The following is a 22825-nucleotide window of genomic DNA, read 5'->3' on the forward strand; positions in this document are numbered from 1 at the left end:
TTACTATCTCTGAGTCATTGGGATGATTTTTTCAACCCCTACACCTGAATCCTTAGAGTTAGTATTTGGTCTTATTTTTTAATTACCTAAATTTTCACATACAGATATATTTTTTGAATCAGTATTCCATAAAAAAAACTGCCCCAACAGTTTTTACCTGAGTAAATTTTCAATAATACTTGACTTTGCCAACAAGCCAAAATTTTATTGTGTTAAGGAGTAACTGTTAGGACAGATTTAGATGTTAGGTTTTAATAATTGACAGGATTTTACTTGTACAGCTCAGTTGAAAGTCGGAATGCTAAGATTCCTGGGATTAGAGCAATTACTAAAGCAACCAATACTTGGGTATCAGATAAAGGCATAGTTCAAAACTCCTTATGTTTGTAGTTAATTTTCCATATTCTAACCATAAGTTGCAAATTTACATACTATAACTGTTACAACTTGAAACAAACATTAATTTTTTTCCTTCTTCCATACTATCCTTCTCTAGTATTTATACTACAGCAGGGAAAGGGATACTTAGGACATTTTTTTTCCCTATTATGTGTTAACCGTTTCGTTTTACCTTTTACTATTGTCCTAACTAACTATTTCTTTGCTATATTTCTCAATATTAATGCTGTATTTGCTTGCCATTTCCCCATCAGTCTATCTTCTTGATCTCCCCATCTACCTCTCACAAGAATATGTAGCAAAAATGCGTGATAATTGGTATTAGCTGTGGAGTTTGCCACTGATCGCCCTTGTCTTAGGAGCTACTTAGGGCTGGCTAATTAACTCTAAAATCCTTGATATACAAATGCTTTAGCCTTTTTCATGCCAAAAAAGTGCCAGCTTTTCTCTCGCTATTGCTCAAAATTTGAGAATTTTGAGCAAACAAGGGCGGAAAAATCGAGCGACAATTCTTCCTCCTGCATCCTCTGTAATTCTCCTAACTGGTGAGGACTACTATACTTATTTAGAAAATTTTCCTAACAAATACTTCCCCTACATGGGAAAGAAAAATTTAAAATTAACTATATAAATTGAAGTATAGTTTATAGTCTTGAAAGAGTTAGCTCCCTAATTTAGAGAGCTAACTAATATATATTTCAGACAAGAAAAATTTTCTCTATTTATTCAACAATCCAGGTAGTTAAAGTAGGCTGCCATGATACTAACTCTTCATCTTCAAACCAAAGACTAATTTCGTTCTGAGCAGTCTCAATTGCATCAGAACCATGTATGAGATTGCGGCCAACACTAATTCCATAATCACCACGAATAGTACCAGATTCAGCACTCAAGGGATTAGTTGCCCCAATAATTTTTCTCGCAGATGCCACAACCCCTTCACCTTCCCAAACCATTGCTACTACAGGGCCAGATGTAATAAATTGTATTAAGCCTGGAAAAAATGGTCTTTCTTTGTGAACATCATAGTGTTTTTCAGCTAGTTCCTTACTGACACTGATAATTTTTAGACCCACTAGGGTAAAACCTTTTGTTTCAAAGCGACTGATAATCTGGCCTACAAGTCCTCTTTGGACACCATCGGGCTTAATAGCTATAAAGGTGCGTTCCAAACTAATACTCCTCAAAAATTTGCTCAATAGTAATACTTTACAATACAGAGCAAATTCTACTTAAACTATAGCGCTATAGTTTTTGATTTGGCATTTTTACTGATACTTACTAACTGAAAATTATTTTACATTTTAGTATCTTAAAAAATTGGTAGTGCATCAGGAAAGTGTGGGAATGATCAGATGATTATTGTCCCTAAATACTTTCAATCATCATGGAATGTCCTCTATGTGGCCATAAGAAAACTCGCGTGTCATGGAAAAACCAGTAAAGGAAATCAACGATATTACTGTCCTGAATGCCTACAAACTTTCACCGATACTTTTGACACGCTCTACTATCGTCGAAAAATTCAACCTGAACAAATGCGTATGGTTCTACACACTCACCTTGAGGGTAGTAGTTTAAGAGGCATCAGTCGAACAGTGAATTTGGCTTATAATACGGTGGTTAGTTTAGTCAGAGCTGCTTGTGAAAAAGGACAAATGATTCATAATGCTCATGTCGAGAATATCAATACCTCACAAATTACCAGTGATGAGTTTTGGTCATTTGTCCAAAAAAACAAAAACAGTGTCAGTGTCAGGAATTAACAGAAGGGGATTGTTGGGTTGGGATGACTCAAGCTTCCAGAACGTGGATTAATTCTAAGTGCTAGAGTGGGTAAACATACTGACAATTTCCCATACGGAATTGATATAGCTGCCGCTAGGCTCCGCCAACGTCAACACAGAAGGAAAAACTAGCTGTATACGATGGCATACTGATGATTGGGGAGGGTATGAACGAGTCCTACCCCTAGAAGTAGAACACGTCATTGGTAAAGACCAGACACAGCAATTGGAAAGAACAAATGGAATTATCAGACAGCAGATCGGTCGATGGCATCGCCGACAAAATAAATTTGGCAAGCTCTGGCAACAAACTGAGATAACAGTAAGGTTGGCGTTGGCGGAGCAAGTGCGGCAGCTATATCGCCTACTTTAATTGGATTTGGATTCATAGTCGCAAGAACAATACTGCAGCCCAAAGAGCTGGATTAGCGTTGGCGGAGCAAGTGCGGCAGCTATATCGCTCCTTGGAATTGGAATGATCTGATTACCTATCCCACACTTTCCTGATGCACTACCAAAAAATTTACTCAATGGTAATACTTTACAATACAGAATAAATTCTCCTTAAACTATAGCGCTATAGTTTTTGATCTGGAACTTTAACTGATACTGATTAACTTAAAAGGTAGTCCTGCTCGTGTAATGGTAGATGGGGATGAACAAGGCTTCTTGATGGAAGCAAGATGCTCCCACTACTGTTCCTCTTGACTAAAATAATTACAATAGACAACCATTACAATGCACCACTACCATTTCAAATTATCTTAGAGTTTAGTATATTAAAAATTTTGCTTAATAGTAAGACTTTATAATACATAGCACGGTTTACTTAAACTATAGCGCTATAGTTTTTGACCTGGTACTTCTACCGATACTTAGTAAGTGAAAATTATTTTACAGTTTAGTATCTTAAAAAATTTGCTTAGTAGTAAGACTTGACAATACAAAGCAAACTATAGTTTACACTATAGCGCTATAGTTTTTTGTATAACACTTACACTCATACTAATTAAGTTGAAATTATCTCAAGTTTAGTCTATCGGAATTAAAACATAAAATGGATTTACAGTCAACTATAAATCAAAACTATTCTGAAATTTCAAAAAATACATTATTAACTAATACTTCTCAAACAGATAAAACAGAAATTAATCATATCAAGTCTGAACAAAAAAAATCATGGACAATTGAAGATAGTGAGAAATTATATAGAATACTTGGTTGGGGTAATTCTTATTTCTCAATTAATTCTGCTGGTCATATTACAGTTTCCCCTAAAGGCGATCTAGGAGGTTCTTTAGACCTATATGAACTTGTTGAATCTATTAAACAAAGAAATATAGGACTACCATTAATTATTAGATTTTCGGATATTCTTGAAGATAGAATTGAACGATTAAATGCTTGTTTTGCTAAAGCTATCGCTCGTTATAAATACAAAAATATATATCGAGGTGTATTCCCTGTAAAGTGTAATCAAAATAGTCAGTTAGTAGAGGAAGTAGTTAAATTTGGCAAACTTCATAAATTTGGTTTAGAAGCAGGTTCAAAACCTGAGTTATTAATTGCTATAGCTACCTTGAATACAACTGATGCACTAATAATTTGTAATGGTTATAAAGACCGAGAATATATTGAGACAGCAATGCTAGCTCAAAGATTAGGAAAAACACCAATAATTGTAATTGAACAGGTGGAAGAAGTACAGTTAGTGATAGAAGCTAGTCGAAAATTAAATATTAAACCTGTAGTAGGAGTTAGGGTGAAACTAAGCACTAAAGGTATTGGTCGTTGGGCAGGAACTACAGGCGATCGTGCCAAATTTGGTCTCAATATTCCGGAAATAATTCAAGTTGTTAATCAGTTAAAAAGTGCGGGTATTTTAGATTCTTTACAGCTCTTACATTTTCATGTTGGTTCACAAATTTCTTCAATTAGTGTGATTAAAGATGCTATTAGGGAAGCAAGTCAGATTTATGTGGAATTAGTTCAACTAGGAGCAAATATGAAATACTTGGATGTAGGGGGTGGTTTAGCTGTTGATTATGATGGTTCTAAAACAAATTTTTATGCTTCTAAAAACTATGATATGCAGAACTACGCTAATGATATTGTGGCAGAAGTTAAAGAAGCTTGTGAAGAGAAAAATATATTACCTCCAATATTAGTTAGTGAAAGTGGTAGAGCCGTCGCATCCCATCAATCAGTTCTAGTTTTTGATGTATTAGGAGTTAGTCAAGTTCCGAAAGAAGAACCACCAGTTATTGGTAAAGATGAACATTTAATTTTGCAAAATCTCTATGAAACTTATCAATCTATTAGCAAAAATAATTATCAGGAAGCATATCACGATGCTATTCAATTCAAAGAAGAATCTATTAGTTTGTTTAATTTTGGATATCTGAGTATTACTGAACGAGCAAAAGTAGAGCAACTATATTGGGGATGTTTTAGGAAAATTCAAGAAATACGAAAAGACTCTGAATATGTGCCAGATGATTTAGAAGAACTAGAAAAAATAATGGCATCTATTTACTACATTAATCTTTCAGTCTTTCAATCTGCTCCTGATAGTTGGGCGATTAATCAATTATTTCCAATTATGCCTATTCATCGGTTAGATGAAGAACCTACAGAAAGAGCTATATTAGCCGACCTTACCTGCGATAGTGATGGAAAAATTGAGCAATTTATTGATTTGCGAGATGTCAAATCATTATTAGAATTACATCCTCTTAAAGTTACTAATAAATCTTCCCAATATTCCCATATTCAAAAATTAGAAAATTCTGCTACAGAAATTACTTCTGTTTTTGAACCTTACTATCTAGCAATGTTTCTTGGAGGTGCTTACCAAGAAATAATGGGTAATCTCCATAACTTGTTTGGTGATGTTAATGTTGTGCATATTAAATTAACCCCTTCAGGATACAAAATTGAACACGTTGTTAAAGGCGACACAATGACAGAAGTATTGCATTATGTTCAGTATAATTCTGATGGTTTAGTTGAAAGTATTCGTTGTCAAACTGAGCAAGCTTTACAAGAAGAAAAAATTACTATTAAAGAGTCGCGAATGCTGCTACAAAATTATGAAAGTAGTCTCAGCAGTTATACTTATTTAAGTAATTAAAGGTAAGCATTTCCTGTGGAATCCTGCCCATTCATCTCCCGCAGGGAAATAGGTATTAGCAGTCAGGTCTCATACCATTTCTCAAAAAGAATGCTACATCCGATCGGGGTAGGGAAATGTGGGGACTCACCCCTAACCCCTCCCAGGAGGCAGGGTCAATTTATTGTCACGCTTAGAAAAAAGGAGGAGGGGGTGGGAAGTGTGTGGAGTGTGGGAGGTGTGGGAAATGTGTGAAGTGTGGGAAGCACAGGAACTCAAAAAAATATAGGGTTGTAAATATTCTCTGACGACAAAGAATTAGCCCTGCTCCCAGGAGGGGAATGTGGGAGGTGTGGGGAGAGGTTAAAAGTAGGAAAAATATATAAAATGCCGAGCAATAATTGTCAAAAACATACTTTGAATATTGGTAACTATTGAGGTGTTTAAGTATAGCTGAAGTATAGTATTAATTTTAGTAATTGGTATTAGCTTTTTAATGAATTAAGTAAGGGATCTTTGTCAAACTGAGCAAGCTTTACAAGAAGAAAAAATTACTATTAAAGAGTCGCGAATACTGCTACAAAATCATGAAAGTAGTCTCAGCAGTTACACTTATTTAATTAATTAAAAGTAAGCATTTCCTTTGCTACGCATTCATGTCGCGGAGGGAAATAGCTATTAGCTTTTTAATGAATGAAGCACGTTCTTTAACTTATACTACACTTTTAACCAGAGTATTAAAGCACAAGAACGACGAACTTGAGTTGTGAAATTATCATACTAAATCCAGTTTAGCTAGACCACAAATGAGTCAACTAAAATCTATAATAATCAAGTTTTTCTTAACTAAGATATGTGGTTTATAGTAATCAGATTTGGTATTACTTCTAACTTGTGCGTAGGCCTATAGCGGAGCTGTCCATCATCATAAGGCCATGTGGCTTTGGCTAGGCAACATATTTGTGTATCATTCGGCAGGAAAACGCCTGTACATTCCTAGCACGAACTAAATTTGAGAGGAGCGAGAACGTCTTAATAGTAATAGTAATGGTGACTGCTATTTTTGATTTTTATAAGCAAAACAAATGTTTCTGAAGGGATAAATTTAAAATTCCCATGTTAAGCAAATTATGAATAAGTGTAAAGATAGGGGTTTATTGACACTATTCTCAATTATTTTACGAGTTTACTTAATTTGGAGCTTATGATATAATTTTTAAAGTCACAGGCTTGGTGTAATTAATTTATTCAAAAACCCTGTAAACTATATTTAATTTGTAGAATATTAAGTAGTTTTAAATTTAATCTCTGGATAGAAAAAACAAATTTTCCAAAGACAACTTAACAATAGAAGCCCAAAAATTTGACAGAAACGTATATTTGTGCGTTTATGATTTTGGTTAATAAAATTCTAAGAATATAGATTTAGATTGAATCGGCTTATATTGTTTCGGTATTATTATTACCACTCCTGGTATTGTACCCATATAGCAGTCAAAGCAAAGATTAGGAAATTTATCAATAGGAAAATTCACTCAGAGATTGCTTTTGACTTTTGCATGAGCGAATTTTAACTTACCGAAAAATTAAGGTATAAAGCCTCTGCATTCATGGAGAAAAAGCGTTCCTTGGATGGCGTTAGAGAAGCGGCTGTGTAAGAGTAGGTTTCCCTCATCTTGCAGACTCGCTCCGAAGTACGCCATATCCAGTCCACCAACTTGAGAAGAAAAAAATTCCTTTTAACCCAATCCTGATATTACAGAAGAGGTAATTATTAATTGTTAATTGTTAATTATTGAACCATAGCGTATACTTCCTTCCATATAAATTTCATCAGAAAGAAGAGAAGATTTTAGGTCAAAAAAATTAATTCACCTTTCTCCTTCTTCTTTCTTTTGTAAGCATTCAGGTAGCTCCCCTTTAGCTTTTCCTGCTCAATGCTAGGTAAACAATTTTTCCTTAGTAATAATCCTGCACTAAGTAATTAATGAAAAAGATTAGCAAAGAATGATTTGAGAGTAACTTTTAATTGTTCCTCAATCTTTCAACTCTAATTCTTCCTTCAAAAAGAATAAGTTAATAGCTGATAGCTGATAGCTGACCGCTGAATGCTTACCTTCAAATTAACCCCCATTTTCCTGCAAAATATCCTTAATTGTTTCATGTTCTGCAGGAGGAGCAGAAGGGAAAGGATGACGAGTATCAGTAATTAACCAATCAAGGGCAGCAGCTTGAACATCAATAGATGCCCCAGTCTTATCCACACAATAACGGCCAAACACCAACTTATCAACTAGGCGAACCCCTGGACCCAAACGAGAATATTCAAAAATAACACTACTATCAACAGTCGCACCACTACAAATCCAGCAATTCGGACCAATCATAGTAGGTCCAACTATTTTTGCTCCATCTTCAATCCTGGTCATACCACCAATATAAACAGGTCCCTCAATATCCACCTTATCCCAGTTAACCGCTACATTTAAGCCAGTATAAATTCCTGGAGATACCTCTTTACCAGGAATAGAAACATTTTTAACTTGCCCTTGAAGTACATCTCTAATTGCTCGCCAGTAGTCCGGCACCTTACCAATATCCACCCATTCAAAATCCATTGCTACACCATAAAAAGGCGCTCCTATTTCTACCAACTTGGGAAATAACTGACTACCAATATCAAATTCAACACCAGACGGAATATGATCGAGCACTTCTGGCTCAAAAATATAAATACCAGTATTTATATTGGTACTCAGAGCTTCGTCAACTTTTGGCTTCTCTTGGAAAGATTTAATTCGTCCTGTTTCATCCGTAACTACAACACCATAACTAGAAACCTGTTCGCGAGGAATAGATTTCATAATCACAGTAGCCATCGATCCTTTTTCTTTGTGCCATTTGAGTGCTGTGGTCAAATCCAAATCTATCAAGGCATCACCACAAAGGACTATAAAAGTATCATCAAAGTAAGGATAAAAATCTTGAATTCGCTTCATACCACCAGCAGAACCCAGTGCTTCCCCAATCAAGTTTCCATCCTCAATTCGTCCTTCAAAAGAATAAGCAATATCTACCCCAAACTTTTGCCCATCGCGAAAATAGTCCTCTATTTCCTTTGCTAAATGGCTAACGTTGACCATGATTTGCTCAACACCATGTAGACGAAGCAACTCTACCAAAAATTCCATTACTGGTTTTTGCAGAATAGGAATCATTGGTTTAGGAATGCGATAAGTAATTGGACGAACACGAGTTCCCTTACCTGCGGCCAGAATCATGGCTTTCATTTTGGTTTCCTCCACCTTAAAAATTCCAAAAATACTAAAATACTTATTATCTATGTTCTCAACTCACAATACCAACTCCGTTAAAACTTCGGTCAAACAGAGAGATAATTTTTCACTTTCCCTATTTAAAGGTATATCGATCAATTTTTATATAACAAAATTTTGATGTTATGGGTAAATATCTGTACTGCTAGACAAATATTTCCAGTTTATATCTAGAGATACGGAAGAATAAAATTTTTCTGAGATATTTTTTAATTCTTAATTCAATGGTTTTAATTTTAATCAATTATAAAGTTATAGAGGGATTGCTGAATAAATATATGATTTCAAAGAAGTCAGGAGTCAGGAGTCAGGAGTTAGTAGGTATACAGGAGTTTTTCCTGACTACATTAGTAATAAAGAGGTACAATTTGCACTCTTGTTTTGGCTTAAAATTTACCCAAAGTTGAATTGTCATACCTTATACCAATTCACTTTACAATGTCACAAATAGTTTCAAAATTTAAATGTGAAATAATTTCCTGAAATTACTGTGATATCGAAGTTTCAAGTCTATAAAATCTAAGTGCATGACTTTTGAATTTTGACTGTCTTGAGTGCGTCTTAACATTCTGAGGAAACCTGAGAATTACGCATTTGCTGTTAACTTCCGTGAAACGGTATTACTTCAGCAACCCTGTTCTAGCAAGAAATAACTCAGGGTTTTTACCCAATATTAAAGATACATCAATGTAATGACTCACTGCTTGATGTTGAAAAACCAAAATATTTTTACTGGATGAAAAACTTTTGAGGTTTTGTAAACTTCCCTAGTGATAACTGAAGTTCTACCAAGCAAGAGTGTAAATTAATTTTCGCCACTATTTACCAAAGTATTATAGAAATTGCAAATGTAGACTATTATACTATGCTATTTTTCGAGGGATTAAATTTCTACTCTGAAACTTTTTGTTCCTGAGAACTTGATGAAAAAGCACGGATTTTGATTTCTTGGTAAAATTGTTCTTGGGATAACTCAACTTTAGACTGAGCAGAAAGCAGGAGTAATGCCCAAAATGCACCTACTCGATCGGAATTTACTGGGACATTAGTATGTTGATGTTGATTTTGGTTTTCTTTTTCAGCTTTGGACTGTAATGCTGAAGACCATAATTCTAAAAGATGCTCAAATTCTAAGCAACCTTCACTGGTATCTGGTAATTTTTCTAGAAGAAAATGTTCTAGGTCAGTAGCTGTTTCTACTAAATTTTCCTGGTGAGCTAATTCTGCAATAACTTTCGCTGCTTGCGCTCTTGCTTTGGAGCTAGTTTTGCGAATACGAGGCCGTGTTTTTCTATCTTCTATAGCAGCTCCAATCAGTTGTAACTGCTCAATTAATTCTTGAAGGGTGACTCGACGTTTACGCGGGGAGGGAGCTACAGCACGACGACGTAATTGTTGCTCTAGTTTTAGTGGTATTCTTGGTGTTTCAAAATTTTCTGCTTCTGGTATTTGTACTATTTCACATATCTCTGAATTATTTTCAGATGATTCTGAATTAGCCAGATGATCTGCTTTTAGCCATACTAATATAGATGCGTACAAAAATGCTTGACCTGACTGAGATAAATTGGCAAAATCGTCACTTGCAGAAATATTTGATTCAGGAGTAAGTTTACTTAAGTAGCGATCTATTACTTCAATTACTTGGACATCCCAAGGATTAATTTCTCCTTTTTCTGCGAGGTTTGTTAATAGGGCTATTCCTTCTGAAAGGGTTTCTGAAACTTGAGGAACTCCAATTGTCATAGCCGTAGTTTTTTCTCTACTTTAGTGTACTTTTAAATATCAATAATTATCAGACTATCCTGGAAATTAGTTAGTCTGGAATCCCACACTTTCTGATAAGTGTGGGATTATTGAGAGTGAAAAATTTAAGGATAGTAAAGGTTAGTATGATTCAAATACAAGTACCCAATGAAATAAAAAGTTATAACTGAACTAATTCTACTTTTATTTAGAAGCTTCTAGTTCAGTAGATTGTACTGGCTCAGACAAAGTTTCTGCTGCTGGCAAACTAGCTCTTTGTTTGAGTTCCTCTTCATAGCGTTCTACATCTTCTTGTAATTCTTGAATGCGTTTATTTCTGCTACGAATTTCTCGCATTTGTCCGAAACTTCCTATGGTATGTTGCATTCTTGACCATAAGTTGAATAGCCATGCTAGAACTGCTCCTAATCCTGTGGCAATTACCAGCTCTACAGATAATGGAGCTTCTAGCTCAATACCTTCAATAAGTTTGATAGTTGTTAGTTGGGTATTTTGTAAGCTGAATATAACTAACGCTAAACAAACTAAGAAAATCAGCAAAAAGTTTATCGGTTTCATTGTTTTTGTTTCAACTTATGCTTGAATGGTCAATATTTAGTTTATACATGAAAGCTATAAATTGGCAATATATTTTGTGATTGTAAATCGTATCTTGATTGAGCAACTATCTGACTTACTATACTCATTCAAATTTTACTTAAAAACACAACAATAAGCAAATATGATTTATTGGGGGAATCAAACAGATAACGGGAGAAGGAAACACATGTTCTGAGAATAGAAAAAAAATGTTAAGCTATCAGCTAATTCCTCAGTGCTAATTGGCTAATTTATAGTACGGTTTAAGTTTAGGAGTCGTGTAAGAATAACCATTACAGTTTTTTTGATGGAAGCCAGATTTCACAATCTATTTCAGATAAAATTTGTAGAACTTATTTTTACACGATCCCTTACAGCAGCTTAATATCCACATTAATGTCAGTTAATTGAGTTTTTACTTATTCCTAAAGCAGGTAATATTTGATATTTTAAAGCTATACCTAGATAAACAAATAAACTGATTAAAATTGTACCTATTCCTATGGGGCTAGGAATCCAAAATACTACATCTAATGAATTTAATTCTCCTGGCTTGAGTTTCCAGATAATTTCCTGGTCACTTTGATAGTATATTGTATTATTTTCACTTGATTCGATGTCACTAAAACCCCAAGGTGTAATTAACTGAAACTCCACATCTAATAACTCACCTGGATTAACTGCAACTTTGCTATTAGATGTAGATAATCGCAAATCTAAATTCATACTCAATTTATTCCGTAATGCCACAAAAAAATTATTCTGTTTCACATCAATATTAGATGCTAATTTTGGTAAATCTTCTGCTATTTCTGGGGAATAATCTTGAGGTTCTACTGAATCTATAGGTTGAAAAAAACTATTGAATTTTTCTTCCAACTCAGCACCATTATTAAAAGGGATTGTAACTACAACTTCTTGCCTAGATATTCTTTTAGTTTTTCCTTCTAACTCATAAGTTCTAGTTTCTACACTTTTTAACCAATCAGAAACTATCTCACGACTAAAATTGCGTAACTTCTTTGCTAGTTTAATATGTTGTACAATCTCACCGTGGGTTTGACTCTGAAAATTTATTCCCACTTCATATTGAACACATCCACTCAGTAGTAAAACTGCTAAAAAACTAATAAAAATAACTTTGAGAACTTTCATATCTAAACCTGCCTTGCTGCTACACCTAATTTTTCAAATAAGCATAGATGGTAAATAGTAACCACCACTAGCTAAATCGGGAAAATTGCCAATATTTACTAAATTTTCAAATGCTGCAAAAATATTACCAGTTATCATTGTATCTTTAACTCTCTCTTTTATTTGACTATTTTCTACCTTATAACCTCAAGCTAAATTAACATAAAATTATCCTGCTAGTAGATTTAATTGACCCGCTACTAATACCCGAGCTACTATTAAACCTTCATTTATATTACTAATCAATTTACTTTCAGAAGTTTGCCCAGGACTGATACTCAAATTTACTAAACAAGGAGCAGGCTAAGATAGTCCATCTATAAAACTATTGCCAGTGGACTTGCATCCGGCAAGAGCAGCACATTTTTTTTTCCCAATAAAAGCTTTTGACTGTGTCTGCTTCTATAAAGGTTTTGAGCATAGTTGGCATACCTTCATCATCAAGGGGACAATCATAAGGCTCAAGATTCGGGTCTTCAAAGAGGGTAAAAAGGTGGTCGAAAATAGTTTGTCCTATTTTATTACTAAGAGAAGAGGCTTTTTGGACTATAGTTTGTCCAGACAAAACGGTTTTCCATAATTTGGCGATCGCTTTTCTTACTGCTTTGGGAGTAAAAAATACGGGGAGAGTTCCACTGTTAATCTTAGCTGAATTTTCCACCCATTGATATTTTTTGATTAACTGGGAAAGTAGTTTATTTATGTCTAGGGAGAGAAGGCTAATCAGAATTTAAACTAGATAAGCAGCTAGACAAAATTAATTACACATCTATTATAACTTGCTGAATTCTTTGCCTTCTCAAGATTGCAGACAATTAGAATAGGTAAATAATTTTGTAATGGTACTTATTTGAATAAAGTCTTCATCTTGAACTAAATTACCCGAAATATTAGCACTAAATAATTGATTAAACTTTTGAGCATAGAAATCTGTATTAGTCAAAATTTTAACTTTTATATTCTGAAGATTAAAATCAATATTTACCAGAATATGTGGATTGTAATTATGATTTTTTTTCAATATTTTTTTGACATTACTATATTAATTCGTTAACTTTAGGTAAGTTATATTCTAATTTTGGTGGATTAAAATTATATGAGGGAGCAAATTAAAATTGTACAATATCGCTAACTTTTGCTGTTTGAATAGTAGCATCAACTAAATCTTCAATTATTGTCAAATCTGTAGAACTAGCAAAACCAAATCTACCTTGATAAATTAATCTCAGAGCTACTCATTTTTGAGCTTTAGTTTGTAGAGATTTTAAACAATTATTTTCAAATTTTATGGGGGGTATCCTGAGTTGATCAACAGTAAATTTTTACAGATGCAGCTTTTTCACTGGCAAGTTTAAGAATTTGCTCTAGAGTTGACTTGCTCAGAATAATTTTTATTGAATTTGAAAATTAGAATTCATCATAGCTTGTTGTTGCAGCCTGCTCATCATCACGTTTAGAACCTAATAATTCCAGTCTATCTACTCTAATTACAGGTTTAGAACGATTTGCCCCTGTATTACGATCTTGCCAATAATCAAACTTCAAAGATCCTTTTACCCCAATTAATTTACCTTTACGAACATAATCAGCAGCAACCTCTGCAGTTTTGCCCCACATCTCTAAATCAAACCAGTCTGGTTGGTCGGTGTTTTTAGAGCGACGATTTACAGCTAAAGTGACATTACAAACCACATTACCTGACTCAAAATATTTAACTTCTGGGTCTCTACCTGCCCTACCAACCAAAGTTACAACATTTAAACTCATATACTATTCTTATTTTTATTTTTATATTATTCATGAATTAAATTTTAGAAGGTATCTGCAAAATAAATCTAAATAAATCCCTCAAATATCTAGTATTCGGATTTGTTACGGCGACCAGGAAAATAGTATTTTCGCCTAACCCACCCTAAATCAAGGCTTAATTTTTTATTTTATAGATACCCTCTTAGGAGTTGCTGATTTTAGGTATGAAACTCTATTCATCAGAATCAGTTAAGAGTTGAAAAATTATTAAGCTGCAAATCATGCCTAGTTTTCCCCTTATAGTTTGTGAGTGAAAAAAACTTCTTTCTTGCTCCTGACCCCTTACTCCTGCAATATCATAAATTTATTCAGCAACACCAAATTTTAATTTAACATCTTAACTCCTAAAAAATATCCTAAGAGGACTAATAACTCAAGCAATTCCTAATCTAAATACTTTCTCCGGATTTTGTCCCTATTGTGTCGCACTAAGAAACCAAGGACAGTTAAACTTGCTTGTATCAAAAATGATACAGTCCTACTAGACTGAGGAGTAAAAAAAATTATACAATCTACCTCAGCTATATTTCTTTATAAATTATTAAACAAAGTTAATATTTGATTTTAGGGGGTCAAAATCCAGTGGGTCTGATAAATCGCTTTTCCTTGTCTCGGGACATGGGAATTGACTTGGGTACTGCGAACACACTTGTATATGTATCAGGTAAAGGTATTGTTCTTCAAGAACCATCTGTAGTAGCTATTGACCAAGAACAAAAAACTTCTATCGCAGTTGGGGAAGAAGCTAAAAGGATGTTAGGGAGAACTCCCTCCAATGTAATTGCTATGAGACCTCTAAGGGATGGAGTCATTGCTGATTTTGATACAGCAGAATTAATGCTGAAACATTTTATTAGGCGAGTCCATGAAGGAAAAACCTTGGTATCTCCAAGAATTGTTATTGGCATTCCTAGTGGAGTAACTGGTGTAGAAAGACGAGCTGTAATGGAAGCTGCTTCTCAAGCTGGTGCTAGGGATGTACGATTAATTGATGAACCTGTTGCTGCAGCTATTGGTGCGGGGTTGCCTGTAGCTGAACCTACTGGCAATATGATTGTGGATATTGGTGGGGGAACTACAGAAGTTGCTGTTCTTAGTTTACAAGGTACCGTTCTGAGTGAGTCTGTGCGTGTAGCTGGGGATGAACTGAATGATGCTGTTACTCAGTATATGAAAAAAGTCCATAACTTGGTCATAGGAGAACGAACTGCGGAAGATATCAAGATTAAATTGGGTTCAGCTTATCCCTCTCAGGATGATAATGAGGCAACGATGGAAGTTAGGGGTCTACATTTATTATCGGGTTTGCCTAGAACTGTAACAGTCAAAGCTGCAGAAATTCGAGAAAGTCTGACTGAACCTTTATCTATAATTATAGAGGCAGTTAAGCGAACTTTGGAACGTACTCCCCCTGAACTAGCAGCAGATATTATAGATCGGGGTATTATGTTGGCTGGTGGTGGTGCTTTGTTAAAGGGGATAGATACTTTAATTAGCCATGAAACTGGTATTATCACTCATGTTGCAGCAGATCCACTTTGCTGTGTAGTCTTGGGTACTGGCCGTCTTTTGGAGAATTATAAACAGCTTGAACGGTTTTTCAGTGGGCCAGCTCGCTAAAGTCTGATTATGTTATTTAAGTACCAACTAAGGGGCTTTTCTGGGATAGTTTTTTTGATGAGAACTAAAGATTATTATGTTAAGTCTAGCTTAATACATGTATAGTTAACTAAGACTATTAATTACTAATATAGCGTTTCTCAGTAACAGAGAGACTGTTTGTCAAATAAGTATTAAGAGACTTGTGGAGTAACTAAATCTTCAAGCTGGAATAAGGGTAGAGATTGTAATCAATCTTAAGTTAAGGAATATCGGTATTCATACTCCTAAAATTATGGTGAATTTATTTAGTAACAAATCATTTTGCCTGCTCCTATTCCTTATTTTCTTTTTTATATTTCCTGATATATTCAATTTCTAAGGATAAAGTCAACTTTTCTTTTTTCTTTCCTGGTAAGGTGTTGCCTGTAAAGGTGTTTCCTAGTTCCCTAAGACGTAGGATTTTGTACTTAATTCCTTATGGAAATTACTAATAGCTAATGGTTAATTGTGTTTTTCAGAATTAAATGTTAGCTATTATAAAATATATTTATTGAGGAAAAATATTCAATTACAGAAGTTCCTGCTTTTAACTTCAACCAGTAGTAAAAAATCTAAAGTAGTAGCGATTTTTAAAGGTTTTACTAATGCAAACATTGCGTCGTCGAAGCTTAAAACTGATGCGAAAAGCTGCATTGTTAGTTTTAGCAGTAAGTGCAGCTTTTTGGGTTAGACAAACTCAAGCTTCTTTATTTTTTGAAATTTACAATTGGCTCAGTCTACCATTTCAACCTAGTCCTATTCAACAAGAAGTATTAGTTAATGCTCGAATTAAAGAACTAGAAATTAAATTACAAGAATTAGAGCAACAAAATAAGAGTCTCACACAACTTTTGAATTATACAAAAACTAAAAATTTGAAAGGAGTAGCAGCTCCTGTGATAGGTAGAAGTGCAGATTATTGGTGGAAAAAAGTAACCTTAGGAAGAGGTAGTAAAGATGGTATTCAAGAGGGTTTTATTGTGATGGGAACTGGTGGTTTAGTAGGCAGAATAACTAGGGTTACAGCTCATACTAGCCAAGTATTATTAGTTAGCGATCCAACCAGTAAAGTTGGTGTGGGAATTATTCGCAGTCGTCAGATGGGTTTTATGAAGGGCAAGGGTGATGATAAGGCTGTGATGGAATTTTTTGATGATGTTCCTGATATTAAAGTTGGTGATGTTGTATCTACTTCTGCTTATAGTCAATTGTTTCCGGCGGGTTGGCCTGTAGGAACAGTTGAATCGATTAATTTGGCTGGTACTCCTGCTCCAGAAGCTATAGTTAAGTTATCGGCGCCACTGAATATTTTGGAATGGGTGAATGTTTATCCAAATAAACAGAATAAAGCGGAAAATTAATTAATAATATAGCAATTAAAAAAAAATTGAGATGATAATATAAATTACCTTTTTCCTAAAAATTTTGTTCTGCTCAAAAATTGAATAATTAACTTATTTAAAATTATTAAAGGTACTTTCTGATCGGATGTCTAATCTATCTCAGCAAACAATTTTCAAATTACTAATCACAATTACGTCGGTACTGCTTTGTGCATTACTATTGCTTACTCGTATTCCTGGAATGGAGATTTTCGGAATAGGACCTAATTGGTTATTAATTTGGGTAGTTACTTGGAGTAGCCATAGCTCCATTATAGGAGGTCTAGTGGCTGGCTTAGTTTTAGGATTAATTCAAGATGCCATGACAGCTCCCTATCCTACTCATATTATTCCTTTAGTTTTTGTCGGATTTGTCACAGCTTTTTTACAGAAAAAACGCTATATTCAGGAAGATTTTATTTCCATAGCCTTAGTGACATTTATTATGGCTGTTATTGCAGAAACTTCCATGGCAATACAGTTTGGATTAATTGGCGATCAAAGCTTTGCAGAAGTTTGGCTTCAACATAAGCAAGTGGCTTTGGGTTCTGCGGTTATTAGTAGTCTTTGGGCTCCTGTTTTGTATTTCCCTCTCAGTCAATTTTGGCAAGTCAAGAATAACTAATTAGTAAGTTTTAAGTCGTTGATTTTCCATTAATTAACTAATCATTAATGATTTATAGCGGTTTTCACAAAAGTAGACTACAGAAAAAATATAAGTATGTTTGAAGTTCAATAATTACAAACCTAATAGCTGTATTCTATGTTAATGAAAACCGCTATAAGAAAGATTCAGAACTCAGGAGAAAGAATTATAGCGATTTTCAAATAAATTTAGATATAAAACACAGCGAAAACTACATTCTTTTTATTTTCAGATCACAAGGATTAAACTCACACAGCTAAAATACTAGATTAGATGTGTCAGTCCCGTAGTGTAAATCAGAAATAATAACATAAACTATGATTGTTCAAATTATCAACTAAAAATAGTAGCTGTCTATGCTAAAAAGTACAGACTTTGAAAATCAGTCAAAAACCAGCCGAGTCAAAGTGCTAAGTGAAGCACTGCCTTACATTCAAAAATTTGCTGGTCGTAAGATAGTCGTGAAATATGGCGGTGCAGCCATGAAAGATAGTAGTCTAAAAGATCAAGTGATTAGAGACATTGTACTATTATCTTGTGTAGGTATACGTCCCATTGTTGTTCATGGTGGCGGTCCAGAAATTAACTCTTGGTTGGGCAAACTAGGAATTGAAGCCCAATTTAAGGACGGTTTGCGGGTTACTGATGCACCTACAATGGAAGTAGTGGAAATGGTATTGGTGGGAAAAGTTAATAAAGAAATTGTTTCTTTAATTAATCAAGCTGGTGGATGTGCAGTGGGTTTATGTGGCAAGGATGCCAACTTAATTAAAGCGCGTCCCGAAGGAAGTGAAGGAATTGGTTTTGTTGGGGAAGTTAGTAACATCAAAATAGATATATTACAATCTCTAGTTGATAATGGCTATATTCCGGTGGTATCTACTGTAGCAACGGATGACCAAGGACAAGCCTACAATATTAATGCTGATACAGTAGCTGGTGAAATTGCTGCAGCTATGGATGCAGAAAAGTTAATTCTACTAACAGATACGGCTGGAATTTTAGAAGACTATCATAATCCAGATAGTTTAATTGTTAAGTTAGATATTCAAGAAGCAAGAGGATTAATTGAAAAAGGAATTGTATCTGGTGGGATGATTCCTAAAGTTAATTGTTGTGTACGGAGTCTAGCTCAAGGTGTTCGAGCTGCTCATATTCTTGATGGTCGAGTTCCACATGTACTTTTACAGGAAATTTTTACGGATGCTGGGGTTGGCTCAATGATAGTAAGTAACTTAGGATTAGTTTCAGAGTAGAGTATCTGAGTTAATTTCTTGACTATTTACTTCTTGCTTTGTCCAGGAATCTGAATTTAGACTAGAATCTTCAGTAGTAGTAGGAGTAATATCTCTGTAGGGAGGATGACTCTTATTACTATTCTTGTGATAAAATGAAGAAGTATGGTTTGATGCCCTTCCCGTATTTTTTTTTGCTTGTGGTTTAGAACTAAAGGTTTTCCAAGCTACTCTAATACCAGTAAAAATACTTTTCGTTGTAGTTTGAACCTGCTGAGTTTGTTGACGAACATTACTTAGACTTTGATCGACTTGTTTGACAATTTCTCCTGCAGTTTGAACACTATCATTTACATCATCAGTTAACTCACCAATCTCTATACCAGTAAGACGAATTGCTTCTAAGGTTGGTGGTATTTCACGCTCTAGGGTATCAGCTAGTTTTTCTATGCTGCGAGCTGCTCTTGCTAAGGCAAACACAGCAGGTAAAGTGACAATTAATACAGTTGTCAGGCTCAATGCAACCAATAATAAGGATAATCCTAACCAAAACAGAGGGTTATTCACAGGTATTTCGCCTAAGCAGGGGAATGATAATTTCCTATACCTGGATTATCTTAACAAGAATGAGTACTTTTGGAACTCCTATAATTTTGAGAAAAAGTTTATTACTTTAACCTTTCGTGTCTATAACTACTGAAACTTCAGAATTTTTTCTCTCTGTTTTAGATAATATTTCTCTCTCTGTTTGACTAGCTTCTAATCCAGCAGCGATCGCTTCTTTGAGTCTTTCTAAGATTTCTTCCCAAGAATTAGTAGCAGAGTCTGAAAAACGGTCTGTCTGAAATTTGAGACTGGTGGACAAGTCTGTTACCAGTTGTGGAATAGCTAATGCAGATTTTTTCACTAACTGTCGTGTTTTTTGGCCTGTTCTAGGGGCAATTAATAAGCCTGTGGCTGTACCTATGGCTGAACCTATCAGTAGACCACTGATGAATAACCCAGATTTTTTATTTGACATCTTGCAATTTATTAAAGACTTATTCATATCTATTATTATATTAATGCCAAATCCTGCGGAAACGATACCATATTGTTCTGAGCAACCAAAACATGGCCACAACTTGCTGCACCTGTTTAACTTGTAAATCCAGTTGTTGATATAGTTGTCGCAATTGATTTACCCTTTGTCTGCGAATTTGTAAAAATTCAGGTGTTGTGCTGAGTATATTATTGGTGCAATTGTCTATTAAGCTAAGATTGCGTTCTAATTTTAATAATTTCTGTCTAAATCTCCAGATTCTCCAAGCTAGGTAAAAGCCAAAAATTGATATAATTATATTTACTTCAATTACTAACCACAGCATCTTTCACTCCACTGAAAAATCTAGAGAATAACTCCAACGAAAGAGTCCAATCAGAATCAATACCTATAATTTACACCAAAACTATAGTAGTAGACTGACACCCGACATTTTTGTTGCGGGCGATCGCTCTTTATGCACAACCATTAGCGACATTTTGGCCCATGACTTCTAACGTGGCCATAATATATTTCTTGGTCATTTCAGTTATCAGTTATCAGTTATCAGTTATCAGTACCTCCGACTAAAGCCGGAGGCTTGAAATACTGAATTGAATATTTTTTTCATCCCCTTAAAAGTGGCGGCTTTGGACCTCTTTTTTTGGTAAATGCTATAACTGCGTTTGCCCAGTTCTTGTTGTTAAAATATTTTTCAAAGTTCGAGCGCTATAGGGAAAAAAGCTACTATGAAATTTATTAATCCCAAGGTCGATTATGCTTTTAAAAAAATCTTTGGTTCGGAGCAAAGCCAACAGATTTTAATTAGTTTTCTGAATGCCATAATTTATGATGGAGAAAAAACCATTAAGTCTTTAACAATTATTAATCCTTTTAATCCTGGTCAAGTAATCAGTTTAAAAGATACCTATTTAGATATAAAAGCTGTTTTCTTTGATGGTTCTGTTGTAGTTATTGAAATGCAAGTGGCACGAATGACTGCTTTGAGCAAGCGGGTAATGTACAACTTAGTTAAAGGTTATGGCAACCAGTTGGAAACAGGAGATGATTACCCTCTACTACGTCCAGCGATAGCGGTAACAATTACAGATTTTATTTTCTTTAAAGAAGAGGTAGATGTTATTAATCCATTTGTGTTTAAACATAGAGATAAAAACTGGGAATATCCTGATCAGGAATTACAGTTAATTTTTGTCGAGTTACCGAAGTTTAAAAAAACATTGGCAGAGTTAAAAACTTTGGCAGATAAGTGGATTTACTTTCTCAAAGAAGCTGCTAAATTTGATGATATTCCAGAAAGTTTAGGGGAGGTTGCGGAAATAGAGCAAGCTTTAAACATTGCTGAAAGAATTAACATGAGTCCAGAAGAATTAGAGATAGTTGAGCGTCGGGCGATAGCATTGCAAGATGAGAAAGGGCGACTAACTTATGCAGAAGAGCAAGGAGAAGCAAAAGGACGGCTTAATGAAGCGATCGCTCTAGTCAAGCTATTAATAACTCAACGTTTTGGAGAGGTTTCTGAAACTATTAATAGTCAGATAGAGGGTTTGCCTTTAGAAGATGTGGAGGATTTGGTGAAGGTGTTTTTAAGTTTTAATAGTTTGGTAGATTTGGAAAGTTGGTTGGAGGAACGTTTGATTTAGAGTCCTGTGATATAGTTACAGTCTTTAACTGTATAGCAGTTCTTTAATCTATGAGATACAGTTTGAGAGCCCCCCCCACCCCCCTTCTTAAGGGGGGAGCCAACAAAAAGTCCCCCTTTTTAAGGGGGATTTAGGGGGATCGTAAATGTACCTCATTTCTGTAGGAATTGCATTATGCTATTCTTAAATATTAAACAACATATAACTAAGGTTTACTTTTAGGTTGTTAATCGAACAAGTTGCTAGTGATGAGGCGATCGATAGAGCTTTTGAATGGCTCTGCGAAAAGCGCAAGGACTATCACTACAATAATGATGTCTGGCAGCTACGGCGTTGGTGGCATGAGAAAAAGCCTAAGTTGATTGCCCAACTACTGGCAGGAAACTATCGCTTTGGCGAGCTGCGTCGGGTGATGTCCAGGGGTGAGGTGAAAGAAATTTGGTCTGCTCAAGATGCTCTGGTTTTGAAGGCTTTGGCGATTGTCCTCCTGGAGGTTTTGCAACCCAATATGTCTCCCCGTTGCTTTCATCTGGCCGGAACTGGCGGACTTAAGGGGGCGGTGCGAGAGGTGGATGCCCATGTCCATGAGTTTGAGTTTGTGTTTCGGACTGATGTGAAAGGGTACTATGCCAGTATTGACCATGAGATTCTTTTCCGTCAGGTGGCCGAGTATGTGAGTGACTCTGTGGTGTTGGACTTGGTTGGTCAGTACCTCCGGCGGTTTGTTTCTGATGGGGGGATATATTTGGATATCCAATGGGGTATTTCTCTGGGTTGCCCTTTGTCGCCCCTGATGGGTGCTTTGTATCTGAAGCCGTTGGACAATAAGTTACTTTAATCACAATTTATGTTGTCTTTTTCTGACTTTTCATCATCTATCTATTCCGTTACATTTTGCGATCATCTTTTAGTCTTCTGCCTTCCGTTCCTTTTTGCTGGGAAAAACCACCCATTGCCTTCACTTGTAAACATAAAATGTGCCTTGTTTTTGTGTTTAAGCCAGACAATTCACTGATTGAGGATGATTATCAATGCCAGGAGGCGGACTTGAACCGCCGACACGAGGATTTTCAGTCCTCTGCTCTACCAACTGAGCTATCCCGGCTTTTTTTTTATCACTTTTACTATAGTAGCAGACTAAAATAATTTTGACAAGTAGTTGAGCAATTTTTTTTATTAGTTATAGGTATAGGAGTCAGGACTCAGGATTCATAAGTCAGGACTCAGGAGAAAAAAGCGAGTTAAAAGTCGAAA

Annotated in this window: 22 protein-coding genes, 1 tRNA gene and 2 pseudogenes; 9 read left to right on the forward strand and 16 right to left on the reverse strand. The window is 35.1% G+C overall.

Translation table 11 applies throughout. The features are described from left to right. Window positions 1-269 precede the first annotated feature (269 nt). From psaM to ndk, 3 genes are all read right to left on the reverse strand, one after another. Window positions 270-365, reverse strand: a complete 96-nt coding sequence (psaM, locus tag ACP6PM_RS16950) for a photosystem I reaction center subunit XII (protein ID WP_071525264.1) — start codon at window positions 363-365, stop codon at window positions 270-272. Between the two features lie 228 nt (window positions 366-593). Further along, window positions 594-740 (reverse strand): hypothetical protein, encoded by a 147-nt coding sequence (locus tag ACP6PM_RS16955; protein ID WP_426586617.1) that lies wholly within the window; start codon window positions 738-740, stop codon window positions 594-596. Window positions 741-1121: 381 nt separating this feature from the next. Beyond that, the gene (gene ndk, locus ACP6PM_RS16960; RefSeq protein ID WP_426586619.1) at window positions 1122-1571 is read right to left on the reverse strand and encodes a nucleoside-diphosphate kinase; all 450 of its coding nucleotides are present in this window, start codon (window positions 1569-1571) and stop codon (window positions 1122-1124) included. Between the two features lie 200 nt (window positions 1572-1771). On the opposite strand from ndk, the pseudogene ACP6PM_RS16965 reads away from it, so the two are divergent. The 3 genes and pseudogenes from ACP6PM_RS16965 to ACP6PM_RS16975 all read left to right on the forward strand — a co-directional run. After that, window positions 1772-2693, forward strand: a pseudogene (locus tag ACP6PM_RS16965) (IS1 family transposase). Window positions 2694-3243: 550 nt separating this feature from the next. Further along, window positions 3244-5319, forward strand: a complete 2076-nt coding sequence (gene speA, locus ACP6PM_RS16970; protein WP_426586621.1) for a biosynthetic arginine decarboxylase — start codon at window positions 3244-3246, stop codon at window positions 5317-5319. 514 nt (window positions 5320-5833) lie between these two features. Continuing rightward, window positions 5834-5926: pseudogene (locus ACP6PM_RS16975) on the forward strand (hypothetical protein); the annotation flags it as partial. A gap of 1495 nt (window positions 5927-7421) precedes the next feature. Here ACP6PM_RS16975 and ACP6PM_RS16980 read toward each other — a convergent pair. The 9 genes from ACP6PM_RS16980 to ACP6PM_RS17020 form a co-directional block, all read right to left on the reverse strand. Further along, window positions 7422-8588, reverse strand: a complete 1167-nt coding sequence (locus ACP6PM_RS16980) for a sugar phosphate nucleotidyltransferase (protein WP_426586623.1) — start codon at window positions 8586-8588, stop codon at window positions 7422-7424. Window positions 8589-9524: 936 nt separating this feature from the next. Next, the gene (locus ACP6PM_RS16985; protein ID WP_426586625.1) at window positions 9525-10379 is read right to left on the reverse strand and encodes a segregation/condensation protein A; all 855 of its coding nucleotides are present in this window, start codon (window positions 10377-10379) and stop codon (window positions 9525-9527) included. A gap of 204 nt (window positions 10380-10583) precedes the next feature. Further along, window positions 10584-10958 carry a LapA family protein gene (locus ACP6PM_RS16990; protein ID WP_426586627.1) on the reverse strand — a complete coding sequence of 125 codons (375 nt, stop codon included), beginning with the start codon at window positions 10956-10958 and terminating at the stop codon, window positions 10584-10586. A 420-nt stretch (window positions 10959-11378) separates the two neighbouring features. Beyond that, window positions 11379-12134, reverse strand: a complete 756-nt coding sequence (locus tag ACP6PM_RS16995; protein ID WP_426586629.1) for a DUF3153 domain-containing protein — start codon at window positions 12132-12134, stop codon at window positions 11379-11381. A 33-nt stretch (window positions 12135-12167) separates the two neighbouring features. Continuing rightward, a complete protein-coding gene (locus tag ACP6PM_RS17000; RefSeq protein ID WP_426586631.1) occupies window positions 12168-12272 on the reverse strand; it encodes a hypothetical protein in 105 nt (34 codons plus the stop codon). 226 nt (window positions 12273-12498) lie between these two features. Beyond that, a complete protein-coding gene (locus ACP6PM_RS17005; protein WP_426586633.1) occupies window positions 12499-12834 on the reverse strand; it encodes a metallopeptidase TldD-related protein in 336 nt (111 codons plus the stop codon). A 138-nt stretch (window positions 12835-12972) separates the two neighbouring features. Beyond that, window positions 12973-13116, reverse strand: coding sequence for a hypothetical protein (locus ACP6PM_RS17010; RefSeq protein ID WP_426586635.1), 144 nt, complete (start codon window positions 13114-13116; stop codon window positions 12973-12975). A 166-nt stretch (window positions 13117-13282) separates the two neighbouring features. Then, on the reverse strand, window positions 13283-13402 hold the full coding sequence (locus ACP6PM_RS17015) for a hypothetical protein (RefSeq protein WP_426586707.1): 120 nt from the start codon (window positions 13400-13402) through the stop codon (window positions 13283-13285). A gap of 178 nt (window positions 13403-13580) precedes the next feature. After that, on the reverse strand, window positions 13581-13940 hold the full coding sequence (locus ACP6PM_RS17020) for a single-stranded DNA-binding protein (protein WP_293109482.1): 360 nt from the start codon (window positions 13938-13940) through the stop codon (window positions 13581-13583). 660 nt (window positions 13941-14600) lie between these two features. Here ACP6PM_RS17020 and ACP6PM_RS17025 point away from each other — a divergent pair. The 4 genes from ACP6PM_RS17025 (at window position 14601) to argB (ending at window position 18907) form a co-directional block, all read left to right on the forward strand. Continuing rightward, window positions 14601-15602: a rod shape-determining protein gene (locus ACP6PM_RS17025; RefSeq protein WP_426586709.1), complete on the forward strand. Its 1002-nt coding sequence runs from the start codon at window positions 14601-14603 to the stop codon at window positions 15600-15602. 626 nt (window positions 15603-16228) lie between these two features. Beyond that, window positions 16229-16984: a rod shape-determining protein MreC gene (mreC, locus tag ACP6PM_RS17030; RefSeq protein ID WP_426586637.1), complete on the forward strand. Its 756-nt coding sequence runs from the start codon at window positions 16229-16231 to the stop codon at window positions 16982-16984. A gap of 127 nt (window positions 16985-17111) precedes the next feature. Then, window positions 17112-17630: a rod shape-determining protein MreD gene (gene mreD / locus ACP6PM_RS17035; RefSeq protein ID WP_426586639.1), complete on the forward strand. Its 519-nt coding sequence runs from the start codon at window positions 17112-17114 to the stop codon at window positions 17628-17630. 377 nt (window positions 17631-18007) lie between these two features. Next, complete coding sequence (gene argB / locus ACP6PM_RS17040; RefSeq protein WP_426586641.1) at window positions 18008-18907, forward strand: acetylglutamate kinase; 900 nt, start codon at window positions 18008-18010, stop codon at window positions 18905-18907. Here argB and ACP6PM_RS17045 read toward each other — a convergent pair. From ACP6PM_RS17045 to ACP6PM_RS17055, 3 genes are all read right to left on the reverse strand, one after another. Continuing rightward, on the reverse strand, window positions 18899-19453 hold the full coding sequence (locus tag ACP6PM_RS17045; RefSeq protein ID WP_426586643.1) for a DUF948 domain-containing protein: 555 nt from the start codon (window positions 19451-19453) through the stop codon (window positions 18899-18901). The two genes, argB and ACP6PM_RS17045, sit on opposite strands and share 9 nt — an antisense overlap. A 106-nt stretch (window positions 19454-19559) precedes the next feature. Then, window positions 19560-19907: a YtxH domain-containing protein gene (locus ACP6PM_RS17050; RefSeq protein ID WP_426586645.1), complete on the reverse strand. Its 348-nt coding sequence runs from the start codon at window positions 19905-19907 to the stop codon at window positions 19560-19562. 40 nt (window positions 19908-19947) lie between these two features. After that, window positions 19948-20253 carry a hypothetical protein gene (locus ACP6PM_RS17055; protein WP_426586647.1) on the reverse strand — a complete coding sequence of 102 codons (306 nt, stop codon included), beginning with the start codon at window positions 20251-20253 and terminating at the stop codon, window positions 19948-19950. A gap of 403 nt (window positions 20254-20656) precedes the next feature. On the opposite strand from ACP6PM_RS17055, the gene ACP6PM_RS17060 reads away from it, so the two are divergent. Next, window positions 20657-21571 (forward strand): Rpn family recombination-promoting nuclease/putative transposase, encoded by a 915-nt coding sequence (locus ACP6PM_RS17060; protein ID WP_426586649.1) that lies wholly within the window; start codon window positions 20657-20659, stop codon window positions 21569-21571. Window positions 21572-21794: 223 nt separating this feature from the next. Next, window positions 21795-22409, forward strand: coding sequence for a hypothetical protein (locus tag ACP6PM_RS17065; RefSeq protein ID WP_426586651.1), 615 nt, complete (start codon window positions 21795-21797; stop codon window positions 22407-22409). A 194-nt stretch (window positions 22410-22603) separates the two neighbouring features. On the opposite strand, the gene ACP6PM_RS17070 is transcribed toward ACP6PM_RS17065, so the two are convergent. Continuing rightward, window positions 22604-22676, reverse strand: a tRNA-Phe gene (locus ACP6PM_RS17070). Window positions 22677-22825: the final 149 nt, after the last annotated feature.

Origin of the sequence: Dapis brunnea BLCC-M229 (genome assembly GCF_050015995.1) — a bacterium.
Classification (GTDB): domain Bacteria; phylum Cyanobacteriota; class Cyanobacteriia; order Cyanobacteriales; family Microcoleaceae; genus Trichodesmium.